The sequence below is a fragment of the Paracoccus sp. L-17 genome, from assembly GCF_056857655.1.
On the sequence record NZ_JBSXNM010000026.1, the window covers coordinates 41,820 to 58,054 of the forward strand.

17 protein-coding genes are annotated in these 16,235 nt (G+C 64.4%); 9 read left to right on the forward strand and 8 right to left on the reverse strand.

What is annotated here, in order from left to right:
- Window positions 1–60: 60 nt before the first annotated feature.
- From AC13CR_RS03360 to AC13CR_RS03395, 8 genes are all read left to right on the forward strand, one after another.
- Entirely contained in the window at window positions 61–729 is a 669-nt protein-coding gene (locus AC13CR_RS03360) for a TrbG/VirB9 family P-type conjugative transfer protein (protein ID WP_482900448.1), read from the forward strand.
- Window positions 726–2,108 (forward strand): TraB/TrbI/VirB10 family type IV secretion system protein, encoded by a 1,383-nt coding sequence (locus AC13CR_RS03365; protein ID WP_482900425.1) that lies wholly within the window; start codon window positions 726–728, stop codon window positions 2,106–2,108. Before AC13CR_RS03360 ends, AC13CR_RS03365 begins: the two co-directional genes overlap by 4 nt.
- A 1-nt stretch (window position 2,109) precedes the next feature.
- A complete protein-coding gene (locus AC13CR_RS03370; protein WP_482900426.1) occupies window positions 2,110–3,108 on the forward strand; it encodes an ATPase, T2SS/T4P/T4SS family in 999 nt (332 codons plus the stop codon).
- Window positions 3,095–3,286, forward strand: coding sequence for a hypothetical protein (locus AC13CR_RS03375; RefSeq protein ID WP_482900427.1), 192 nt, complete (start codon window positions 3,095–3,097; stop codon window positions 3,284–3,286). Before AC13CR_RS03370 ends, AC13CR_RS03375 begins: the two co-directional genes overlap by 14 nt.
- The gene (locus AC13CR_RS03380; RefSeq protein ID WP_482900428.1) at window positions 3,283–3,687 is read left to right on the forward strand and encodes a hypothetical protein; all 405 of its coding nucleotides are present in this window, start codon (window positions 3,283–3,285) and stop codon (window positions 3,685–3,687) included. The genes AC13CR_RS03375 and AC13CR_RS03380 overlap by 4 nt, the downstream gene beginning before the upstream one ends.
- 6 nt (window positions 3,688–3,693) lie before the next feature.
- Window positions 3,694–4,773 carry a TrbL/VirB6 family protein gene (locus AC13CR_RS03385; protein WP_482900429.1) on the forward strand — a complete coding sequence of 360 codons (1,080 nt, stop codon included), beginning with the start codon at window positions 3,694–3,696 and terminating at the stop codon, window positions 4,771–4,773.
- A 332-nt stretch (window positions 4,774–5,105) separates the two neighbouring features.
- Window positions 5,106–5,375 (forward strand): hypothetical protein, encoded by a 270-nt coding sequence (locus AC13CR_RS03390; protein WP_482900430.1) that lies wholly within the window; start codon window positions 5,106–5,108, stop codon window positions 5,373–5,375.
- A complete protein-coding gene (locus AC13CR_RS03395; RefSeq protein ID WP_482900431.1) occupies window positions 5,368–5,931 on the forward strand; it encodes a hypothetical protein in 564 nt (187 codons plus the stop codon). The genes AC13CR_RS03390 and AC13CR_RS03395 overlap by 8 nt, the downstream gene beginning before the upstream one ends.
- 70 nt (window positions 5,932–6,001) lie before the next feature.
- Here AC13CR_RS03395 and AC13CR_RS03400 read toward each other — a convergent pair whose 3' ends face one another.
- The 6 genes from AC13CR_RS03400 to AC13CR_RS03425 form a co-directional block, all read right to left on the reverse strand.
- On the reverse strand, window positions 6,002–8,017 hold the full coding sequence (locus AC13CR_RS03400; RefSeq protein WP_482900449.1) for a type IV secretory system conjugative DNA transfer family protein: 2,016 nt from the start codon (window positions 8,015–8,017) through the stop codon (window positions 6,002–6,004).
- A gap of 8 nt (window positions 8,018–8,025) precedes the next feature.
- Window positions 8,026–10,353 (reverse strand): relaxase/mobilization nuclease domain-containing protein, encoded by a 2,328-nt coding sequence (locus AC13CR_RS03405; RefSeq protein WP_482900432.1) that lies wholly within the window; start codon window positions 10,351–10,353, stop codon window positions 8,026–8,028.
- The gene (locus AC13CR_RS03410) at window positions 10,340–10,933 is read right to left on the reverse strand and encodes a transposase (RefSeq protein WP_482900433.1); all 594 of its coding nucleotides are present in this window, start codon (window positions 10,931–10,933) and stop codon (window positions 10,340–10,342) included. The genes AC13CR_RS03405 and AC13CR_RS03410 overlap by 14 nt, the downstream gene beginning before the upstream one ends.
- A 564-nt stretch (window positions 10,934–11,497) precedes the next feature.
- A complete protein-coding gene (locus AC13CR_RS03415) occupies window positions 11,498–11,704 on the reverse strand; it encodes a hypothetical protein (RefSeq protein ID WP_028093953.1) in 207 nt (68 codons plus the stop codon).
- Window positions 11,705–12,558: 854 nt separating this feature from the next.
- A complete protein-coding gene (locus tag AC13CR_RS03420; protein ID WP_174148428.1) occupies window positions 12,559–12,804 on the reverse strand; it encodes a hypothetical protein in 246 nt (81 codons plus the stop codon).
- A 593-nt stretch (window positions 12,805–13,397) separates the two neighbouring features.
- Window positions 13,398–14,327, reverse strand: a complete 930-nt coding sequence (locus tag AC13CR_RS03425) for a DUF2493 domain-containing protein (RefSeq protein WP_482900434.1) — start codon at window positions 14,325–14,327, stop codon at window positions 13,398–13,400.
- Window positions 14,328–14,953: 626 nt separating this feature from the next.
- On the opposite strand from AC13CR_RS03425, the gene AC13CR_RS03430 reads away from it, so the two are divergent.
- Window positions 14,954–15,343 carry a thermonuclease family protein gene (locus tag AC13CR_RS03430; protein WP_174148426.1) on the forward strand — a complete coding sequence of 130 codons (390 nt, stop codon included), beginning with the start codon at window positions 14,954–14,956 and terminating at the stop codon, window positions 15,341–15,343.
- 46 nt (window positions 15,344–15,389) lie between these two features.
- On the opposite strand, the gene AC13CR_RS03435 is transcribed toward AC13CR_RS03430, so the two are convergent.
- Together AC13CR_RS03435 and AC13CR_RS03440 are read right to left on the reverse strand one after the other, a co-directional pair.
- Complete coding sequence (locus AC13CR_RS03435) at window positions 15,390–15,896, reverse strand: JAB domain-containing protein (RefSeq protein ID WP_482900435.1); 507 nt, start codon at window positions 15,894–15,896, stop codon at window positions 15,390–15,392.
- Between the two features lie 40 nt (window positions 15,897–15,936).
- A complete protein-coding gene (locus tag AC13CR_RS03440) occupies window positions 15,937–16,167 on the reverse strand; it encodes a hypothetical protein (protein WP_088664718.1) in 231 nt (76 codons plus the stop codon).
- Window positions 16,168–16,235: the final 68 nt, after the last annotated feature.

Sequence of the window (16,235 nt, forward strand, 5' to 3'; positions counted from 1 at the left end):
CAGGGTATTGGCAATGCTAAACACACCGGACACGCCCGGGCGTTCCTCGCGGCCTTTTTGATGGTCTCGCTGTTTGCGCCCCACGCGTCAGCCGAGGCGATCCCGCGCGGGGGACCCAACGACCACCGCGTGCGGGTCGCCTCCTATCAGGAAGGCCAGGTCTACAGGCTGAACGTTTCCCTGACCCATGTCACGACCATCGAGTTCGGCGACAGCGAGAGCATCCGCTCAATCATCGCCGGCGACACGGAAGGATTTGAGATCGACGGTGTGCCCGGCGGGCGGGCCTTTGCGATTAAACCCGTCGCGCGCGGCGTCCACACCAATGTGACCGTCTACACCAACAGACGGAGCTATTATTTCAACGTGAACGAGGTCTCGAGCCCTACCTTCTATGTCGTGCAGTTCCGCTACCCCGAGGACAATCGCCGCCCGGCGAGCGCCATCGCGCGCGCCGCACCGAACACCAATTACGGGGCCAGCGCACGGACGGAGTTCACGCCGACCCGGGTCTGGGACGACGGCACCTTCACCTATTTCGCCTTCCCTCGGAACGCACCCGTCCCGGCGATCTTCCGGTACACGAACGGGCGCGAGCGCACGGTGAACACAGGCGCGGTCGAAGACGGTGTGATCCGGGTCTCGGGCGTGGGGCGCCAATGGGTGCTGCGTCTGGGCGAGGACGTGGTCTGTATCGAGGCGACGCCGCCCGCGGAGGCCGCCTCATGAGTGACAATAACGCCGATCTCGAACAGCGCCTCGCCGCGCTCGAACGGGGCAACCCGCGCCTCGGACCCGCCCCGAAACGCCGCTCACCGCTCCTCGCCCTCCTCCTCACAGGACTGATCCTGGCGGGCGGCTTGGTCCTCTTGCTATTCTCGGGCCCTGGGGAAGAGGTCGCCCTGCCGACGGCCACACCGGACGAGTTCCAAACCGAGGGTGACGGGTTCGGAGAGATCGAACCCTTCGTGCCACCGCCCGCCCCGGAACCCGAGATCGTTCTCGTCGAACCAGAACCCAACGCTGAACTTCTGGCGCAGATCGCCGCGCTCCAGGCCCAGATCGAGGAGCTGCGCAACGCGCCGGACACCGACGCCGGGGCGGACAGCGCGGCAGCGGAGGCGATCGATGCGCTGACCGCACGGATCGCCGCCCTACAGGACGCCTCCGAGAATGCCCAGGAACAATTCCAGGCCGAACTCGCCAAACGAGATCGGGAGCTGCAACAGCTGCGTATGGACCTCGACCTCGCGCGGCTGGAGGCCAACAAGCCGGCACCCGCACCGCTCGGTCCCACCGACGAAGAGTTGCGCGCCCGAGAAGAAGAGAGGCTGCGGCGCGAGGAAGAGGCGCGACGGCTGGCCGAACTGCAACGCCGGGCCGAGGAGGAGCGTGCCTTCCAGGAACGGCGGATTTCCTCCTCCGTCATCGCCTTCGGCGGAACGGGCGGCGCCAATGCGGGCGAGACAGAACTTACCGAACGCACCTTCGGCGAGGTGACAGACTTCGTGCTGAACGGCGCGTTGCCGAGCGCCATCACACAAGCCGAAGTCATCGCAAATCCCTCGAACACGGTCATCCAGGGCACGATGATCCAGGCCGTGATGGAGACCGCACTCGACAGCTCGCTCCCCGGACAGACCCGCGCCATTATCTCCGAAGATGTCTTCAGCTATGACGGCTCACGGCTCCTGATCCCGCGCGGCTCACGCCTGATCGGGCGCTACCGCTCCGGCATCGAGATAGCCCAGAAGCGCGTCACCATCGCCTGGGACCGGATCGTCCTGCCAAACAACCAGACCGTCCAGATAAGCTCCTTCGGCGGAGACGAGTTGGGCCGATCGGGTGTCACCGGCTTCGTCGACACCCGCTTTGACGAGCGGTTCGGCTCCGCCGCGCTGATCTCAATCATCTCGGCCGCCCCGAGTGTGGCCGCCGCCCAGGTCGAGGATGAGACCACCGCGGATGTACTTGAAGATGTGGGCGATGATCTGGCGGACGCCACCGACAGTGTGATCGGCGAATATCTCTCCATCGGTCCGGTCATCTATGTCGATCAAGGCGCGCGCGTCACCGTCATGGTCGACCGCGATCTGGAGATCTTCTGAGATGTCGCTCTCCTATCTCCAGACCTCGCTCGATAAGCTGACGGACGCCGCCCGCGATGACGTCATCGAGATATGCATCAACCCGGATGGCTCTTGCTGGGGCGAGTTCCAGGGGGATCACTTCATGCGGGCACTGGATCAGCGACTGTCGGTTACGGAGGTGCGCGATCTTGGCAACCAGATCGCCTCCTCAGCCAACACGACAATGAGCAAGGACAAGCCCATCGTCTCGGTCTCGATCACCTATCGCGACCGCCCCATCCGCGCCCAGGTCGTGACCCCGCCTGCCGTGCTATCCGGCATGTCGATCTCGCTCAGGTTCTTCTCGAGCCTGCCGCTGGACCATATCGAGCTACGTTTCCTCTATGGCGAAGAGCGCAAGCTCGAGGAGTTGCGACAGGAGAAAAACCGCGCGCTGCGCGAGGTCGTCGCCTCCGGTAACATCTACGCGGCCATCCGCTTCTGCGTCGAGAACAAGCTCAACATGATCGTCTCCGGCGGCACCTCGACCGGCAAGACCGTCGCGGCTCGGAAAATCCTCTCCTACGTTCCCGATGAGGAACGGATCGTCACCATCGAGGAAGCCGCCGAACTGCTCCCGGCCCAGCCGAACGCGGTGACCCTGATCGCCAACCGCGATGCGGAGTTTCAATCCGCCGATGTGCTTCTGACCACGACGCTGCGCATGCGGCCCGACCGGATCATCCTCGGCGAGGTGCGGGGCAAGGAGGCCATGACCTTCCTCGAGGCGATCAACACCGGCCATGGCGGTTCGATGACAACCCTCCATGCTGAAACCCCGCAGCTCGCCGTCCAGCGTCTCGCCATCGCGGCGCTCAAGACCGAGATCCCGATGACCTATCAGGACATGGTCCAATACATCGAAAGCTCGATCGACGTGATCATCCAGGCGGGCCGCGAGGACGGCCAACGCGGCATCACCGAATTCTATCTCCCCGGAACCAAACTCAGCGGAGGCATGAAACATGAAGCGGTTTGAATACGACATCCTGTTCTGCAAGGTGAAGAAGCAGAAGGACTATGAAGAGATGCGGAGCACCCTGAACGAGCGAGGTGCCGAAGGCTGGGAGGTGATCTCCGCCGAGGCGGGCGATTATGGCTATACCGCGTTCCTCAAACGCGAGGTCATGGACCGACCGGCGGAGTCGGTGACATGAAACGCGCGACCTCTCTCGTCTGCCTACTTCTTCTTTTGACGGGCACCATTGCATCGGCGGAGCGCGACTTGGTACCGACGCTCGATAATCAACCCGATGTCTGCCCCGATCAGCCGCCCGAGCCAGAATGGATGCGAAACACCGAGGCGCGCGATGCCTACAAGCGGCTTCTGGTCCAGCAAATCTACAGGTTTCAGAGCATGGAACGCATCGTCGACGCGCAGCGCTGCACATGCGCCACCCGGTATCCGTCTTGGGAGGCCGCTGAAGCGGTCTATTTTGATCGCTATTCCGCGGCTGACTATTGGAGCGTGGTCGAGGCGACGTCAGACTATCGTCGACAGGCGAACGATCTCCGAAAGCAGGCCATGCCGATCTGCGAAGCGGCCGGCAACTGGTAGCGGGTCATGAGCGTCGTCGCGTATTTCGTGGAAACGGCCGAAGGCTATCTTGATTCCGCTGCGGAAACCCAGTTCGGGGCCGTGGCCGCCACGGTCGGAACGATGCTGGTCCTCGGAACGACGCTCGTGGTCATCCTCGTCTGTCTCAACATGATCTACCAATACCGGTCCATGGACGGCAGGACCGCCTTCTGGCTCGCCGTGAAGATCGGCCTGATTGGCATATTCGCGACCAACTGGGTCCAGTTCAACGCACTCGCATCCGCCATCCTGAACGGGATAGACAGCATCGCCGGATCGCTGGTCGCGTCGGTCGGCGGCGGGACGCCCGGACCGTCGGGGACCTTCGCCGAGGAATTCGATCAGCTGATAGCCGCGCTTGGGGATTACCTGAACGCAGCAGGCTCCGAGCTGAACTGGATGGCTGGCGCGCTTCTCGACACGCTCGGCGTTCTCCTGCTCTCGATCCTCGGAGGGCTGGCGGCCTTCATCGTTGTCGCCTCCAGGCTCATGATCACGCTTCTGATCGGGATCGCTCCGGTGATGATCTTCCTGACCCTCTTCGAGGTGACCAAGGATTATTTCGCGCGATGGCTCTCGGCGCTGATCTCCTTCGCGATCTACCCCATCGTCATCGCCGGCGTTTTCGCGACCATCACCGGAGTCTCGCGCGCATTGCTCGCCGAACTTGGTGATCCGGAGGGGGCTTCGAACATCGGCGCCCTCCTGCCTTTCTTCATGATGGTCCTCATGGCCAAGGGGTTCATCATCGCCACCCCGTTTATCGTCCGGTCGGTCTCCGGAAACATCATGATGCCTGCGCTCTCGGCAGGCTATGGCGGAAGCTACGCCTTCGCCCGGGGCCTGGCAGGCAGCCAGCAGGTTTACAACCGATACGCCATCGGTGGCGCGACCGGTGCCGAATATGCCGCGCTTCGGGCCAGGCAGTTTCTCGGCGTTCAGGCGCTCCCGACCCGCCCTAATGCCGCGGGTGGCGCGCCGGCTGCACCTTCAGACAACTCATCCGGCACCGGTGCCCACATGCTTGCGCAACTGGCACGGCTGAGCAGGTTGGGCAGACGGTAGCGCAGACCGGACGAGGCAGGTCTACCCGGAACAGGCTGTCCGCGGACAAAATCTTTGCTGCCTGCTGGGACCGTGACAAACAGCATGATTGGTTTTGCATTGGCGGCATCGTGCCGCGTCTGGAGACGGCACACTGCTACAGGATCAGGCACAACGGCATCGGCGCCGGTGTTGCTGTCTGGGACGTCTATCCTGTATCCCCTTCTCACATCAAAGCATTTGACGGCAAGCTTCCTATGGAAAATTGCCGGTAGCGGGCAGTAAATTGCAGCGATGTTCTCGTTGAATTTCTAACTTGTCACTTGACAATTTAAGAGAGTGGAGTATCTAAGGTGCCAAGGAAGAAGCACACATCAAAGGAAATCGAGGCCGTCATCCAGGAGCTCGAAGAGCTGGGATGGGACTTTATTGAGGGCAAGGGGCACGCGTGGGGGATCCTCCGATGCCCGGCCAACGATAAGGATTGCCGCTGTGGCGAGTTTTGTCAGATGTCTGTCTGGTCGACCCCGAAGAACCCGCAGCAGTTCGCGAAAAGGATCCGACAGAAGGCCCTGGCCTGCGTGAAGCTTCAGAAGAACGACGAAGGTAATGCCAATGGCTGAAGAATTCGAATTCGAACTGGTCTTTGCGCTCCCCGACGGGGAGCACGATGCGTTCGCGCTCTCCGACGCGGTCTTCGAGGCGGGTTTTGAAGATGCCCTCGTGGGCACCGGCAATGCCGGTCTTCTGGGTGTAGAACTGGAACTTGAAGGGGATGAGGCCGAGAGCGCGATCCTTGAAGCGGCGCGGGCGCTGATCAAGGCACTACCGCAAGGTACGGTCCTGCGCGAGGTCCGTCCCGACCTGGTGTCTCTCGCGGATGTCGCCGAGAAGCTCGAGGTGAAGCGACAGGCGCTCCAGCAGCGCAAGATGCCCCTCCCCGTTGCGGGTGGCCTCTACCGCATCGATGAAATGATCGAGGTTCTGATGGAGGCCTCAAACCCGGCAAAGGGGCAGCGTCGTCCGCGTTTCAATCTCGCTTCGGCCGCGAAGTGGTTTCGTGCGGGCCCCGCAGCGCGTAGGGTGAACGCCCAGTTGACGATGCGTGAGATCGACCCTGCGACGATTGAGCGAGCCCCTCGACCAGAGCGCGACGACCCTGGCTTTCTTCACCCGTGACAATGGTCGATTCCGGGGCGCGGGCACAAGACGCCATCGCGGCATTCTTTCGTGTCGCCCGCATGGCGGCTCAGCCAAGCCCGAATTTCTCGCCCGCCTCTTCGACGGATGGCTCCGAACCGGACATCTCCGCCTCCAACCGCTCCAGATCACTCACGGCGTCCTGTACCCGGACGACATCGTCTTCTGTCGCAGCCTCCACCTCCAGATCTGTTTGCCGCCCGAACTCCATCTCGAACTGCCGCTGATCGTCCGCGAGGACTGCGGCACGACCGCGCCGAGGCGCTTGAGCCGGACCGGGCTCAATGGGTGCATTGCTTCCGGATTCTGTTAGCCCCATCCTGGCCTCGAAATCGCGTTCCGAGAGACCTGACCCACGCGGAGCCGAAGGCATCGCCCGGACACTCAGGGGCAACTCCCCCATTGGCGGGACCGGCCCCGTCGGAAACGGCAGATCGCCCTCCTGCGCCGCGTGGATGCCTTTGAAAAACGGATCCTCGTAGTAAACAACCCGCTTCGCCCGGACCGGCATCTGCGCGTCCACGACCACCACGATCTCATCAAGCGGCAGACGTCGCGCTTCATCTTCCGGCAGGAGCGCGACCTCCTCCGTCCGCTCGGACTGGCTGCGGCCCTCGAACGGGTTCTTCCCGACCGCGCGGGAACGTGTGACCACGGTCTTGGTGGTCTTGCCGACAGCCTTGCTCAGCTCCTCGACGGTCTTTTCGTCCGAGGGCGTGAGGTAGAGCTTGATGCCTGCATTGCCCTGCAAGGCGCGCCGCGTGTTCTCGCCGTAGATCTCGTCGATGGCCGGGATGGTCTGTGTGACCACCGCGAGATGCCCGCGATAGGCGCGCAGCACTTCGATGCTCTCGGCCACGATCGGCATCTTTCCGAGCCGGTTGAACTCGTCGAGCATGATCATGACCGGCCAGGGCTCGTCCGGACCCGGCTCATTGTCCTGCAGCGCCGAGAGAAGGTCTGAGAAGAAGAGCCGGATCAGCGGTGCCAGCGGTTTCACCATGAGGGGCTGGACCACGAGATAGACGCTGAAAGGCTTCTTGCGGATTGTCCGAAAGTCAAAGTCTGAGATCGCCGTCGCGTCATCGATCGCCGGGTTCTGCCACTGATCGAGACCCGAGGTCATCAGGAGCGAGACATAGGAGGTCAGCGTGTCGTTGTTGGTCGAGGCCAGCCGCGTGAATATCAGCCGCGCCGCGGCGTTCTGGACCTCGTGGGCGCGCGCGAGATATTCCTTCTGCTTCTGCCCGCCCGAGGCGGCGATGCGGTAGATCTCCCCGAGCGTCGGCCTGCGGCGTTGGAACGCGAGTAGCCCGGCCGCGACGAAAAGATCGATCCCGCCCTTCAGGAGGCCCTGCACACGGTCGTTGTCATTCTGGAGGAAGAGTGTGGCCAGGAGCTGCAGCTCCATCTGCTGGCGGGCTGGGTCTTTGAGCTCGTAGATGCGCAAGAGTGGGTTGTAGCGATGCGTGCGCCTGTCCTCCCAATCCGTGGGCGCGAAGCGGAACACCGCGTCACCCTGTGCCGCCCGGTGGCGGGCCGAGGCCTCGAAGCACTCGCCCTTCACGTCCAGAACGACCGCCGAGCCCTGCCAGGTCAAGAGGTTCGGGATGACAAAACCGGTGGTCTTGCCGCGCCCGGTCGGGGCCACGATCAGCGCATGCGGGAAGGTCCGGGAGCAGAGAAAGGGCGCCCGTGACCCGGGCTTGCCCAGTTTCCCGATGACAAAGCCGGTGCCGGGCGCGCCGAAGAAGCCGTTCCGCTTCATCTCTCGTCGGGTCTGCCAATGGGTATAGCCGAACCGGGTGAGCGCCGAGCCCGACATCGCAAGGCTCATCATGAGGCCCGCCACCCCGGCCCCGCCGATGATCAGGTTGATCAGGCGGAAGTCTTCGGGACGGGCGGCCCCGATAGCGCGGTAGTTCTGCGCGATGTAGAAGAAATCGATCTCGGCCCGGAAACCCAGGTCCCGGAACGTCAGAACGGCCGAGGCGATGACATAGCCGATCGCGATGGCGACCAATGTGACCAGCGCCACGCCGAGGGCGAGGCGGCCCTTCCCCACCCCTCCCATCAGTGCGTCTCCCCGCGCTCGGTCTCACCATCGACAAGATCGGCGCGGTGGAGCTCGAACTCGCGGTCGGCGATCTCCTCGACCAAGGCGCGGGTCGCCTCGCTGTTGGCGGTGGTCGCATCCGATTGCAGATAGGTCTTGGCCGCGTAGAGCCGGTCGAGACGGTCTTCGATCTGGGACTTCAGCACGTCGACATCCCCGTCCCGCAGCCGGTCGATCTGCGCCGCGTCGAGCTCACGCTCGATGGCGTCGCGGTAGGCCAGTCGCTGACCGTCGTCCTGAAACGGCGACTGCAGATTGCCGGCCCGTTCATGGTCGACGACCCGCCGGATGTCCGGATCGGCGATCGGTGCCCCCTCGACAGCGTCCCCCTCACGCGCGTCCGAAAGCCGCCCGTCGCGCAGGTCGAGCGCCACCTCCCGCAACTCGTTTTCGCGGCGGACCTGGTCGATGGCCTCGCTGTCGCGCAGTTCAGTGACGGCCGCATAGGTCGCGCCAAGCCCGCGGGCGAGATGCGACGGCATATCCGGATAGCGCGCGCGGAACGCGTCTGTGACGACATCCGCAACGGGCGTCCGCGCGTCGCGGCCTTCCATGATCCGGTCAACCTCGCGCGTGATCTCGCGGGCCCGGGCCTCGTCGGTGATCCGCTCCCGGTAGGGCTCGGACCGGTCGATCACGTCGCCCGGGCGCGCGAGCAGTTCCGGATGTGCCTCGAGATAGGCGCGCTGCTCCTCCTCGATCCGCCGCTCCGCCCGGGAGGCGATCTCCGACTCGCGGTCTTCGATCTGCTGATCGATCAAACCTTCCGAACGCATGTCCTGGCGGATCGCGCGCTCCATGTCCTCAGTGGCGTCCCGATGATAATGGACCCGCTCCATCACCGTGCGATCTTCCACGACACCGTCCTCACGCAAGACCCCTGCCCGCTCCAGCGCGACGCCGAGGTGGACATGGGCGCGGTTGAGCGTCTCGCGCGCCGTCTCCAGATCCGCGCGACGCTCGAGGTTGAGACCGTCCCTCTCGGCCACCCGCGCCAGATCGTCCGCGATCCACTGGCGCTCGAGTGCCGCGTTCTGCGCGCCCGTCTCCATCCGCGCGACGACGACGGACGGACTGATGCCGGTCCCGCGAAGTGCTGTATCGACCTGCGCCCGCACCTCGGGGTCACGCAAGCGGTCGAGCCGGGCCGCATCGATATTCGTCTCGGAATAGACCCCGCCCTCCGAGGGCTTCTCGGCCAATGTCCTGGATCTGAGCCCTAGCGGCTGCATATGCGCGAGCCGCGACTGGATCTCGTTGAGGCTGCGCTCGAGCCGCGGCCGTTCGGCCTCCGGCTTCGCATCGATCATACCCTGAACCCGCGCCACCTGATCGGCATAGCGGGTCCGCAGATCCTCGAACGATTGCTCCTCTGCCATGTAGACGCCTCCTTCCGATGTGAGTTTGCCGCCCTTGGCCAGAAGCTCTCCCGAGCGGAAGAGCGCATTGGCGATGTCCTCGCGATTGTCCGCGGAGGCCTCGGCGGCGAGCGAGTGATAGATGATCCGGGTGTTTGCGATCTCTTCCAGAGCGCGATCCAAGTCTGCTCCGACCCGTGGCCGTGGCTCCGCGGCCCGCCCCTCGTCCTTCGCCGCATAGACCTCACTGGTCCGGGGCGGGTAGTGCACAACCCCGCGATCCAGCCGCCGCGTCGCCTCCAGACGCACGCCGAACCGTTCGGCCTCCTCGACCATGGCGAGGCGGAAATCGTCGTAGTTGAATCGGTGGTCCCGGCCCAGGAAGAAGAACTCGCCCTCCTGCGAGCGGCGGTTCAATACTATATGGGCGTGCGGGTGATCCCGGTCCTCATGCACGGCAATAATGTAGTCGAAATGCCCCTCGTCCGACTGGAAGAACCGCTCCGCAACATTGGCGGTGATGTCGCGCACGTCCTCGCCCCGGGTCCCGATCGGATAGGACATGAGCATATGCGTCGTCTGTCCGAGCTTGGGCTTGAACCCCGCACTCCAGCGCTTGGCGAACCGCTCCGTCAGGTCCTTGATCTCCGATCCCTCAAGCCTCGTCTTCCCATCCAGGAACCCGCTGCTGTCCACGATATGCGAGGACTTGGTGGTGAGGTAATCGAGCTGGTTCATGAGCTGAGATTTGGTATGCGTGCCCCCGCCCCGGATCGCCTTGAAGACCGCCGCACGATGCCCCGCCGCCGCCCGCACGAGCTGCCTCTGCCGGGACGCCTGCAGCCCCTGCATCGAGCCCCGGATCCGGCTCCAGCCATCCCGGAAGATCTCACCGGTGACGTCATGGACGGCATCATTCAGCCGCATGGGCAAACTCCCTCAGAGCGGCAGTAGCGGCGAGCTGCATCCCGTCCCGGCGGCGACGCAGCAGCAGATCGATCTCGTCTGCGGAATCAAGGATGAACCGCGCCAGCCCACGCATCTGGGCGAGGCGCAATTCGGAGAACTCAACCATCGCTCCACCCTCAAGTCCCTGCCCCTTCTGGTTGGCTTTCGCCATCAGCTTGGCGATCTGCACGACGCCGTTGCCGACCTCGTGCAGGGAGGCCCGGTAACGCGCCATCTCAGCCGCCAGATGCACATCCGGAACGAAGGTTCCCCCCGCCGCCTGGATCAGCCGCCGGACCCCCTCCGTGCGGGTCTCGATCCCCGCCGCGGACAGCACCTCATCGAGCGCAGCGAGCTCTTCTGGTGTCAGCTTCACCGTCACCGCGGCCGTCGCCACGGCCGCATCCCGCTGGCGTTCTTCGTCCGCCTTCAACGTGTACTGGATGGCCCGCGGCGTGACCCCGAACCGCTGCGCGAGCACGGAAGTCCCCACACCTTCTCCGGCCTCACGGATAATCTCCGCCCGCTCCGTCTGTGTCAGTCTCTTGGTCCGGCTCATACGAAGAAAGCCCCCCTATTTCCTGCCACCTTCATTCAAGGTCGCCCTCATCATACGAAACTATATGTCACGGTCAATGCAATATTATTGTAGATCACCCCAGGCGACCTTGAATTCCGCTTCAAGCCGAGCACCGCAGGTGCGAGGTCCGGCCCGAAGGGCCTAGCAACACCGACCATCTCCAACCGCACCTCGGCCACCCGTTGTCATGCCCGCGCCCGAAGCTCCGGCCGAACACGCATGTGTTCGAACGGAAGCGAGGGGCGGCGCATCTCTTCACCGACGGGGCTGACGGACAGGGTCAAGGGAGGCCAGATTTGGCTCGGCCCAAATCTCTGCCGGAAAAACCGGCGGGCTTCAGCCCGACTGTTATTCCGGATGGCCCCCTTGAGACTGGCCGGCAGCCCTGTTCCAGGCGATCTCTGAAATCCCCCGTCAGGACCGTGCACGGTCCTGACGCCTTATCGGGGACACCGGCCGAAGGCAGGGGTCCCCGGTCTTGGCGCAGCCTTCCCTGAGACAGGGAAAGGGCCGCCTCTAGGGCGGCCCATCCTCCTGGGAGGATTACTCCTGCGGCTCCTTGGAGCTCGGCGGGAACATCACCAACTCCTGGACGGCGACGGGGAAGTCGAGTTTGAGGCTGAAGAACTCCGAGCCGTCCCCGTTGCGGGTGTTGCGGAACATCGCGCCGACGCGCTGGAAGCGGGTGCGCTCCTGACCTTCGTTGTCGGTAAACTTGACGGGAACGGTGGCGACGTAGTGGTTGGTCATTTGGGTCTCTCCTTTTTGCGATGGGGATCACCCGGCACGGGGGACAAGGGTGGTCCGCAAATGCAAATGCGGAGGGTCCGCGCGCCCCGCGCGTGGAAACCGTATTTGTGTTTGCCGGAGCGTGAGCGGAGGGCACGGACCGCCCGACCCCGTGCGAGCCACATCTATGAGCAAAGAGGGGAGACCCGGATGTGCCCCCCGCTCCTCAGCCGCCATCGGTCCTGTCGAGTTATGTCAGACATGACCAGGTCCGCGCCGCTTTCATCCGACGTGGCGGCGCGATGTTCCGCGCCCGCCCGATCGGCACGACCGCGATCGTCTGCCTCAAACTCGACTTCCCCGTCGCCGGTCTGGCGATCCGGGGCGGTGATACAGCCGCGGGTCTGGCAGCAGGGTTGTCCGCCGGACGGGTCGCCGTCATCGGGCGGCGCGGTCGTTGCGCTGCGCCCGCCCCAGCGATCTGCACCCGAACGGGCGGATCGCGGGATTACTGGCGCGCATGAGGGCAACCCCGCCGGCTGGCTCCGTCAGGAGACCGCCGGCGGAGTATGCCGCTCAGCGTGTCCAGGGAGCCCCGTGTTCCGGGTGGAGGCCGGCACGGCCGGAACCTGCGAGCGCGGTGACGGCGGTGCAACCGCCGGCAGGGGCCCGTCATGACCGGTGACCGATCACCACCGACCATCATGTTATTTGCGTCTGACTGAGGGACCACGGACAGTTAAATAGCGCAGCAGTCCCGCCCGGCCCAGGCCGGGCGGGACTGCTCTCGTGGATGGTGTCGCAGTCGTCGGTGACGCGAAAGGTTTCGAGAGAGGGATCACCGGGCGACGGGGCCGCCCGGTGAAAGGCTATCTTCAGGCGAAGAGAGACTCGCTGAGATGCCCGCAATGCGCACAGACCTCCCGCCAGTGAAAGTTGACGCTCCCGCCATCGATGGTCTCCCAGTCGGTCCGCAACGCGTCTTTGCCGCAGGCGACGCAGGGGACGACATGGCCGCCATTATCGTGATGGTCCTTCCCTGTGGCCGTTCCGGGCTGCGTGGTGCCTGCGCGGTCGCAGTGTCGGCAAAGGTCGTCCTCGGTCTTGTTCTCGTTGGTCATGATCTCATCTCCAGATGTTCGAGGGACCACCACGTGAGTGTGGTGGCATGGCCGAATACCTGGTTGCCGAATCTGTCCGGGTCAGGGACGGCGTAGCCGCCGGCTGGCCGGGCGCAAAAGTTTTCCGGGCGCATCGCCCACCACAGGCGCGTCATCTAACACTGGACCGCCCTCTCCTCCCCCGCCGCCCTGGCTGAAAAGTTTTGCGATCCTTAAGGCGGGCGGGTTCGGGGGCCATCCGGAGGATATGCTTCCACACTCATGTGTGTGTGGTTGACGACAGGTTTGCCCGACACGAGCAGGCAAGGGGCGCGACCGGACGCGGGAGACGGATGGAGCGGCGGGATCGTTTTGCCCCGCAAAACAGACCAGAGCGCAATCCGGTGGAGCGGCCGGGGAGCGACGTGCTCGCGAGACGGGCAAACCGGGATGCCGGGCGCAACGCCGTGGTGAGGCCGCATGGCCGAATGCGCGATCGGCCTCAGGCCGATATCTCCACCGCGACTTGGCTTACCGTACGGAGGAGGCCGCCAGTTTACGGGCAGGCAGATGAAAACGACGAAAGGGCCGCGCCGCGCGCGACCCTCTCTCATTCACGCGTCTGCCGTCTTCTTCGCCGGATCGGCGACCCGCATCACCGTCAGGCCTTTCGCCTCCGCCTTCTGTCCGAGATTGAGCGCAACCCCGTTGCCGCCGAAGAGCACGACCCCGGTCGCGGCGAACTTATCGTCCAGCATCTCGTCGTTGCACTTGAAGGGTGCCGCCCGCCCATGTGCGGACCAACGCGGATCGAAGCGCGCCTGCGCAACTCCTCGCGCCCGAGCCCACCGGGCGGCGATCATCTCGGCCCCGTGCTTGCCACCCTTGTGGCAGAGGAAGATCTCCTGGTTGCGGTTCTGCCGGATGCGCTCGCGAACCTTGTCGAGTGTCGAGAAGATGACGTCGATATCGGTCCAGTCGGTCGCCCCCGAGACGATCAGGGGAACCCCCTCGACCTTCGACTTCGCGGCTGTCTCGCGATCGTGCTGTTCCAGCAACTGCCGGGCCTCAAACACGGCCCCGGTCTCCTGAGCACGAGCGCTGGCGCGCGATCCCGCGGCCGGGATGAAGGCGTGGCCCGTCTCGACCTCGTAGCATTCCGCCGCCGCCTCGCTCATCACCTCGATGGCCCCGACGATCTCGCGGACCTGCAGGAAGCGGGCCTGCGCCTCTTCCAGCGCGGTCTCGGCGATCTCCGATCCATCGTGGGATTTTGCCAGGGCGCCGATCTTGTCGGCGGTGCGGTCGAGCTCCTTGCCGAGAGCGATCTTGCGGCGCTGCAGGATCGTGGCGAGCCCGTGCGCGAGCGGTTCGATCTCGGTCTCGAGACCGGTGCCGCGCAGCTGGCCGAGCAGGGCCTCGAAAGTCTCGCGGACGATGCTGTCGGTCAGGACGTGATCCTCGGGGATGGGCAGCTCCGCGTCTTTCTCCGTCAGGCCGAAAAGTTCGATGGTCTCGTAGGCGTTCGCGTTTTTGTAAGTCATGTTGATGTCTCCAGATGTTCGGGGAACCACCACGTGAGTGCGGTGGCATGGCCGAATGTCCGGTTCACCGAATCTGTCCGGGTCAGGGACGGCGCAGCCGCCGGCGTGCCGGGCGCAAAAGTTTTCAGGGCATATCGTTCACCGCGGGCACCACGTCGCGCACTGGATCAACGTCCCCTCTGGCACCGCCCTCGCCGAAAAGTTTTGCGATCCTTGACGCGGGCTGATTCGGGGGCCATCCGGAGGATATGCTTCCGCACTCATGTGTGTGTGTTGTTGACGGTAGGTTTGCCCGACGCGAGCAGGCAAAGGGCGCCACCGGACGCGGGAGACGGATGGAGCGGCGGGATCGTTTTGCCCCGCAAAACAGATCGGAGCGTAATCCGGCGGAGCGGCCGGGGAGCGACCTGCTCGCGAGACGGGCAAACCGGGACGCCGGGTGCTACGCCGCGGTGAGGCCGCATGGCCGAATGCGCGACGGGCCGCAGGGCCGTTCTCGCCTGCGACACGCGAAGCCGAGCAGGGGAGGCCGTAAGGCAGTGGGCGCTTCGGGCCAATTGATGCGATAAGGGTCTGAGAGTGATACGCCCGGAAGAATGTGGACCCACCTGCAGAGCAGGCGGAGATTGAAATATCTGATCCCGGTCGCCGTTGTCCTGCTGACATCTCCAGCCGTCGCGCAGATGCAGATCCGGGACGCGGACACCATCGTGGTCTCCGGAACACCTGTGCGCCTGAACGGGGTCGATGCACCCGGACCCGGAACGCGGGCGGGCCGGGACGCCAGGCGCTGGATGGTAAACTACCTCAATGGCCGCTCGATAGAATGCGAGCTCAACGGCGAGCGGACCCATGACCGATGGGTGGGCATTTGCTACGCCGATGGTGAGGATATCGGTGCCGCGCTGATCGCGGCCGGTCACGCGCTCGACTGTCGGAGATATTCCGGGGGTCGGTATGCCCATCTGGAGACCCCGGCGGCGCGGTCGCGGATCAGGCGGGCGAGCTACTGCTAGCCATTCGACTGGAAGGGGGAGCTGCGCGGCGTTAGTTTGTGCCAACCTAGTCCGACAGCATTCCCGCCACCCGCATGCTGAAGGCGTTCTTCTCCCGCCCGAAGCCGACGATGATGTGATCGTGGATGACAATCTCCATTACCTTGCAGGCCTCCACGATCTTGCCGGTCAGCTCGATATCGGTCTGGCTCGGTTGGGGATCGCCGGACGGGTGGTTGTGGCAGAGGATGAGGGCGGAGGCGTCGAGAACGAGGGCCGAGCGGAGAACCTCGCTGACATAGACCGGGACATGATCGATGCTGCCACGCGTCATGACCCTGTCGCGGATCAGCCTGTTCTTCCGGTCCAGCAGCAGCACCCGAAACACCTCGACCCGTTCGTGGACGGCGTTCAGAGCCAGGTAGTCAGTCAGCATGGTCCAGGACTGCAAGGCTGCGGTCGAGCGCGCGTGCCTGCGCAGGATGGTGCGGGCGGCGTCGATGGTCGCGATCTCGGCCTCGGATAAGCCGGATGCGCCCCGTTCGGCGATCGTATTGGGATCGTGCGGTGTCATGTCGTTTCCAATCGATTGGGGGTGTCGCGGCGGGCGCCGCTCAGATCATGCCGGCGATGACGAGGCCGGATTTCATGGTGGGGCGGCCGCAGGCCTCACAGAAACCTGCACGTTGGTCCGGCTCTAGATCGGCTGTGTGGTCGCAATCGGGTGCCATGCAGATCGCGGGCACGATGCTGCCCTGCGCATGGTCTTCCAGGAAGTCCGCGACATCGGCGTAGCCTTCGGATGCTGCGAGCGTGACCAGCTTGGGATGGGAGAGATTGAACATGGTTGTCGTCCTTCTGTCGGGGTGAAACGAAAAGAGGGGAGCCGCGTCACTGCGGCTCCCCTCACGGG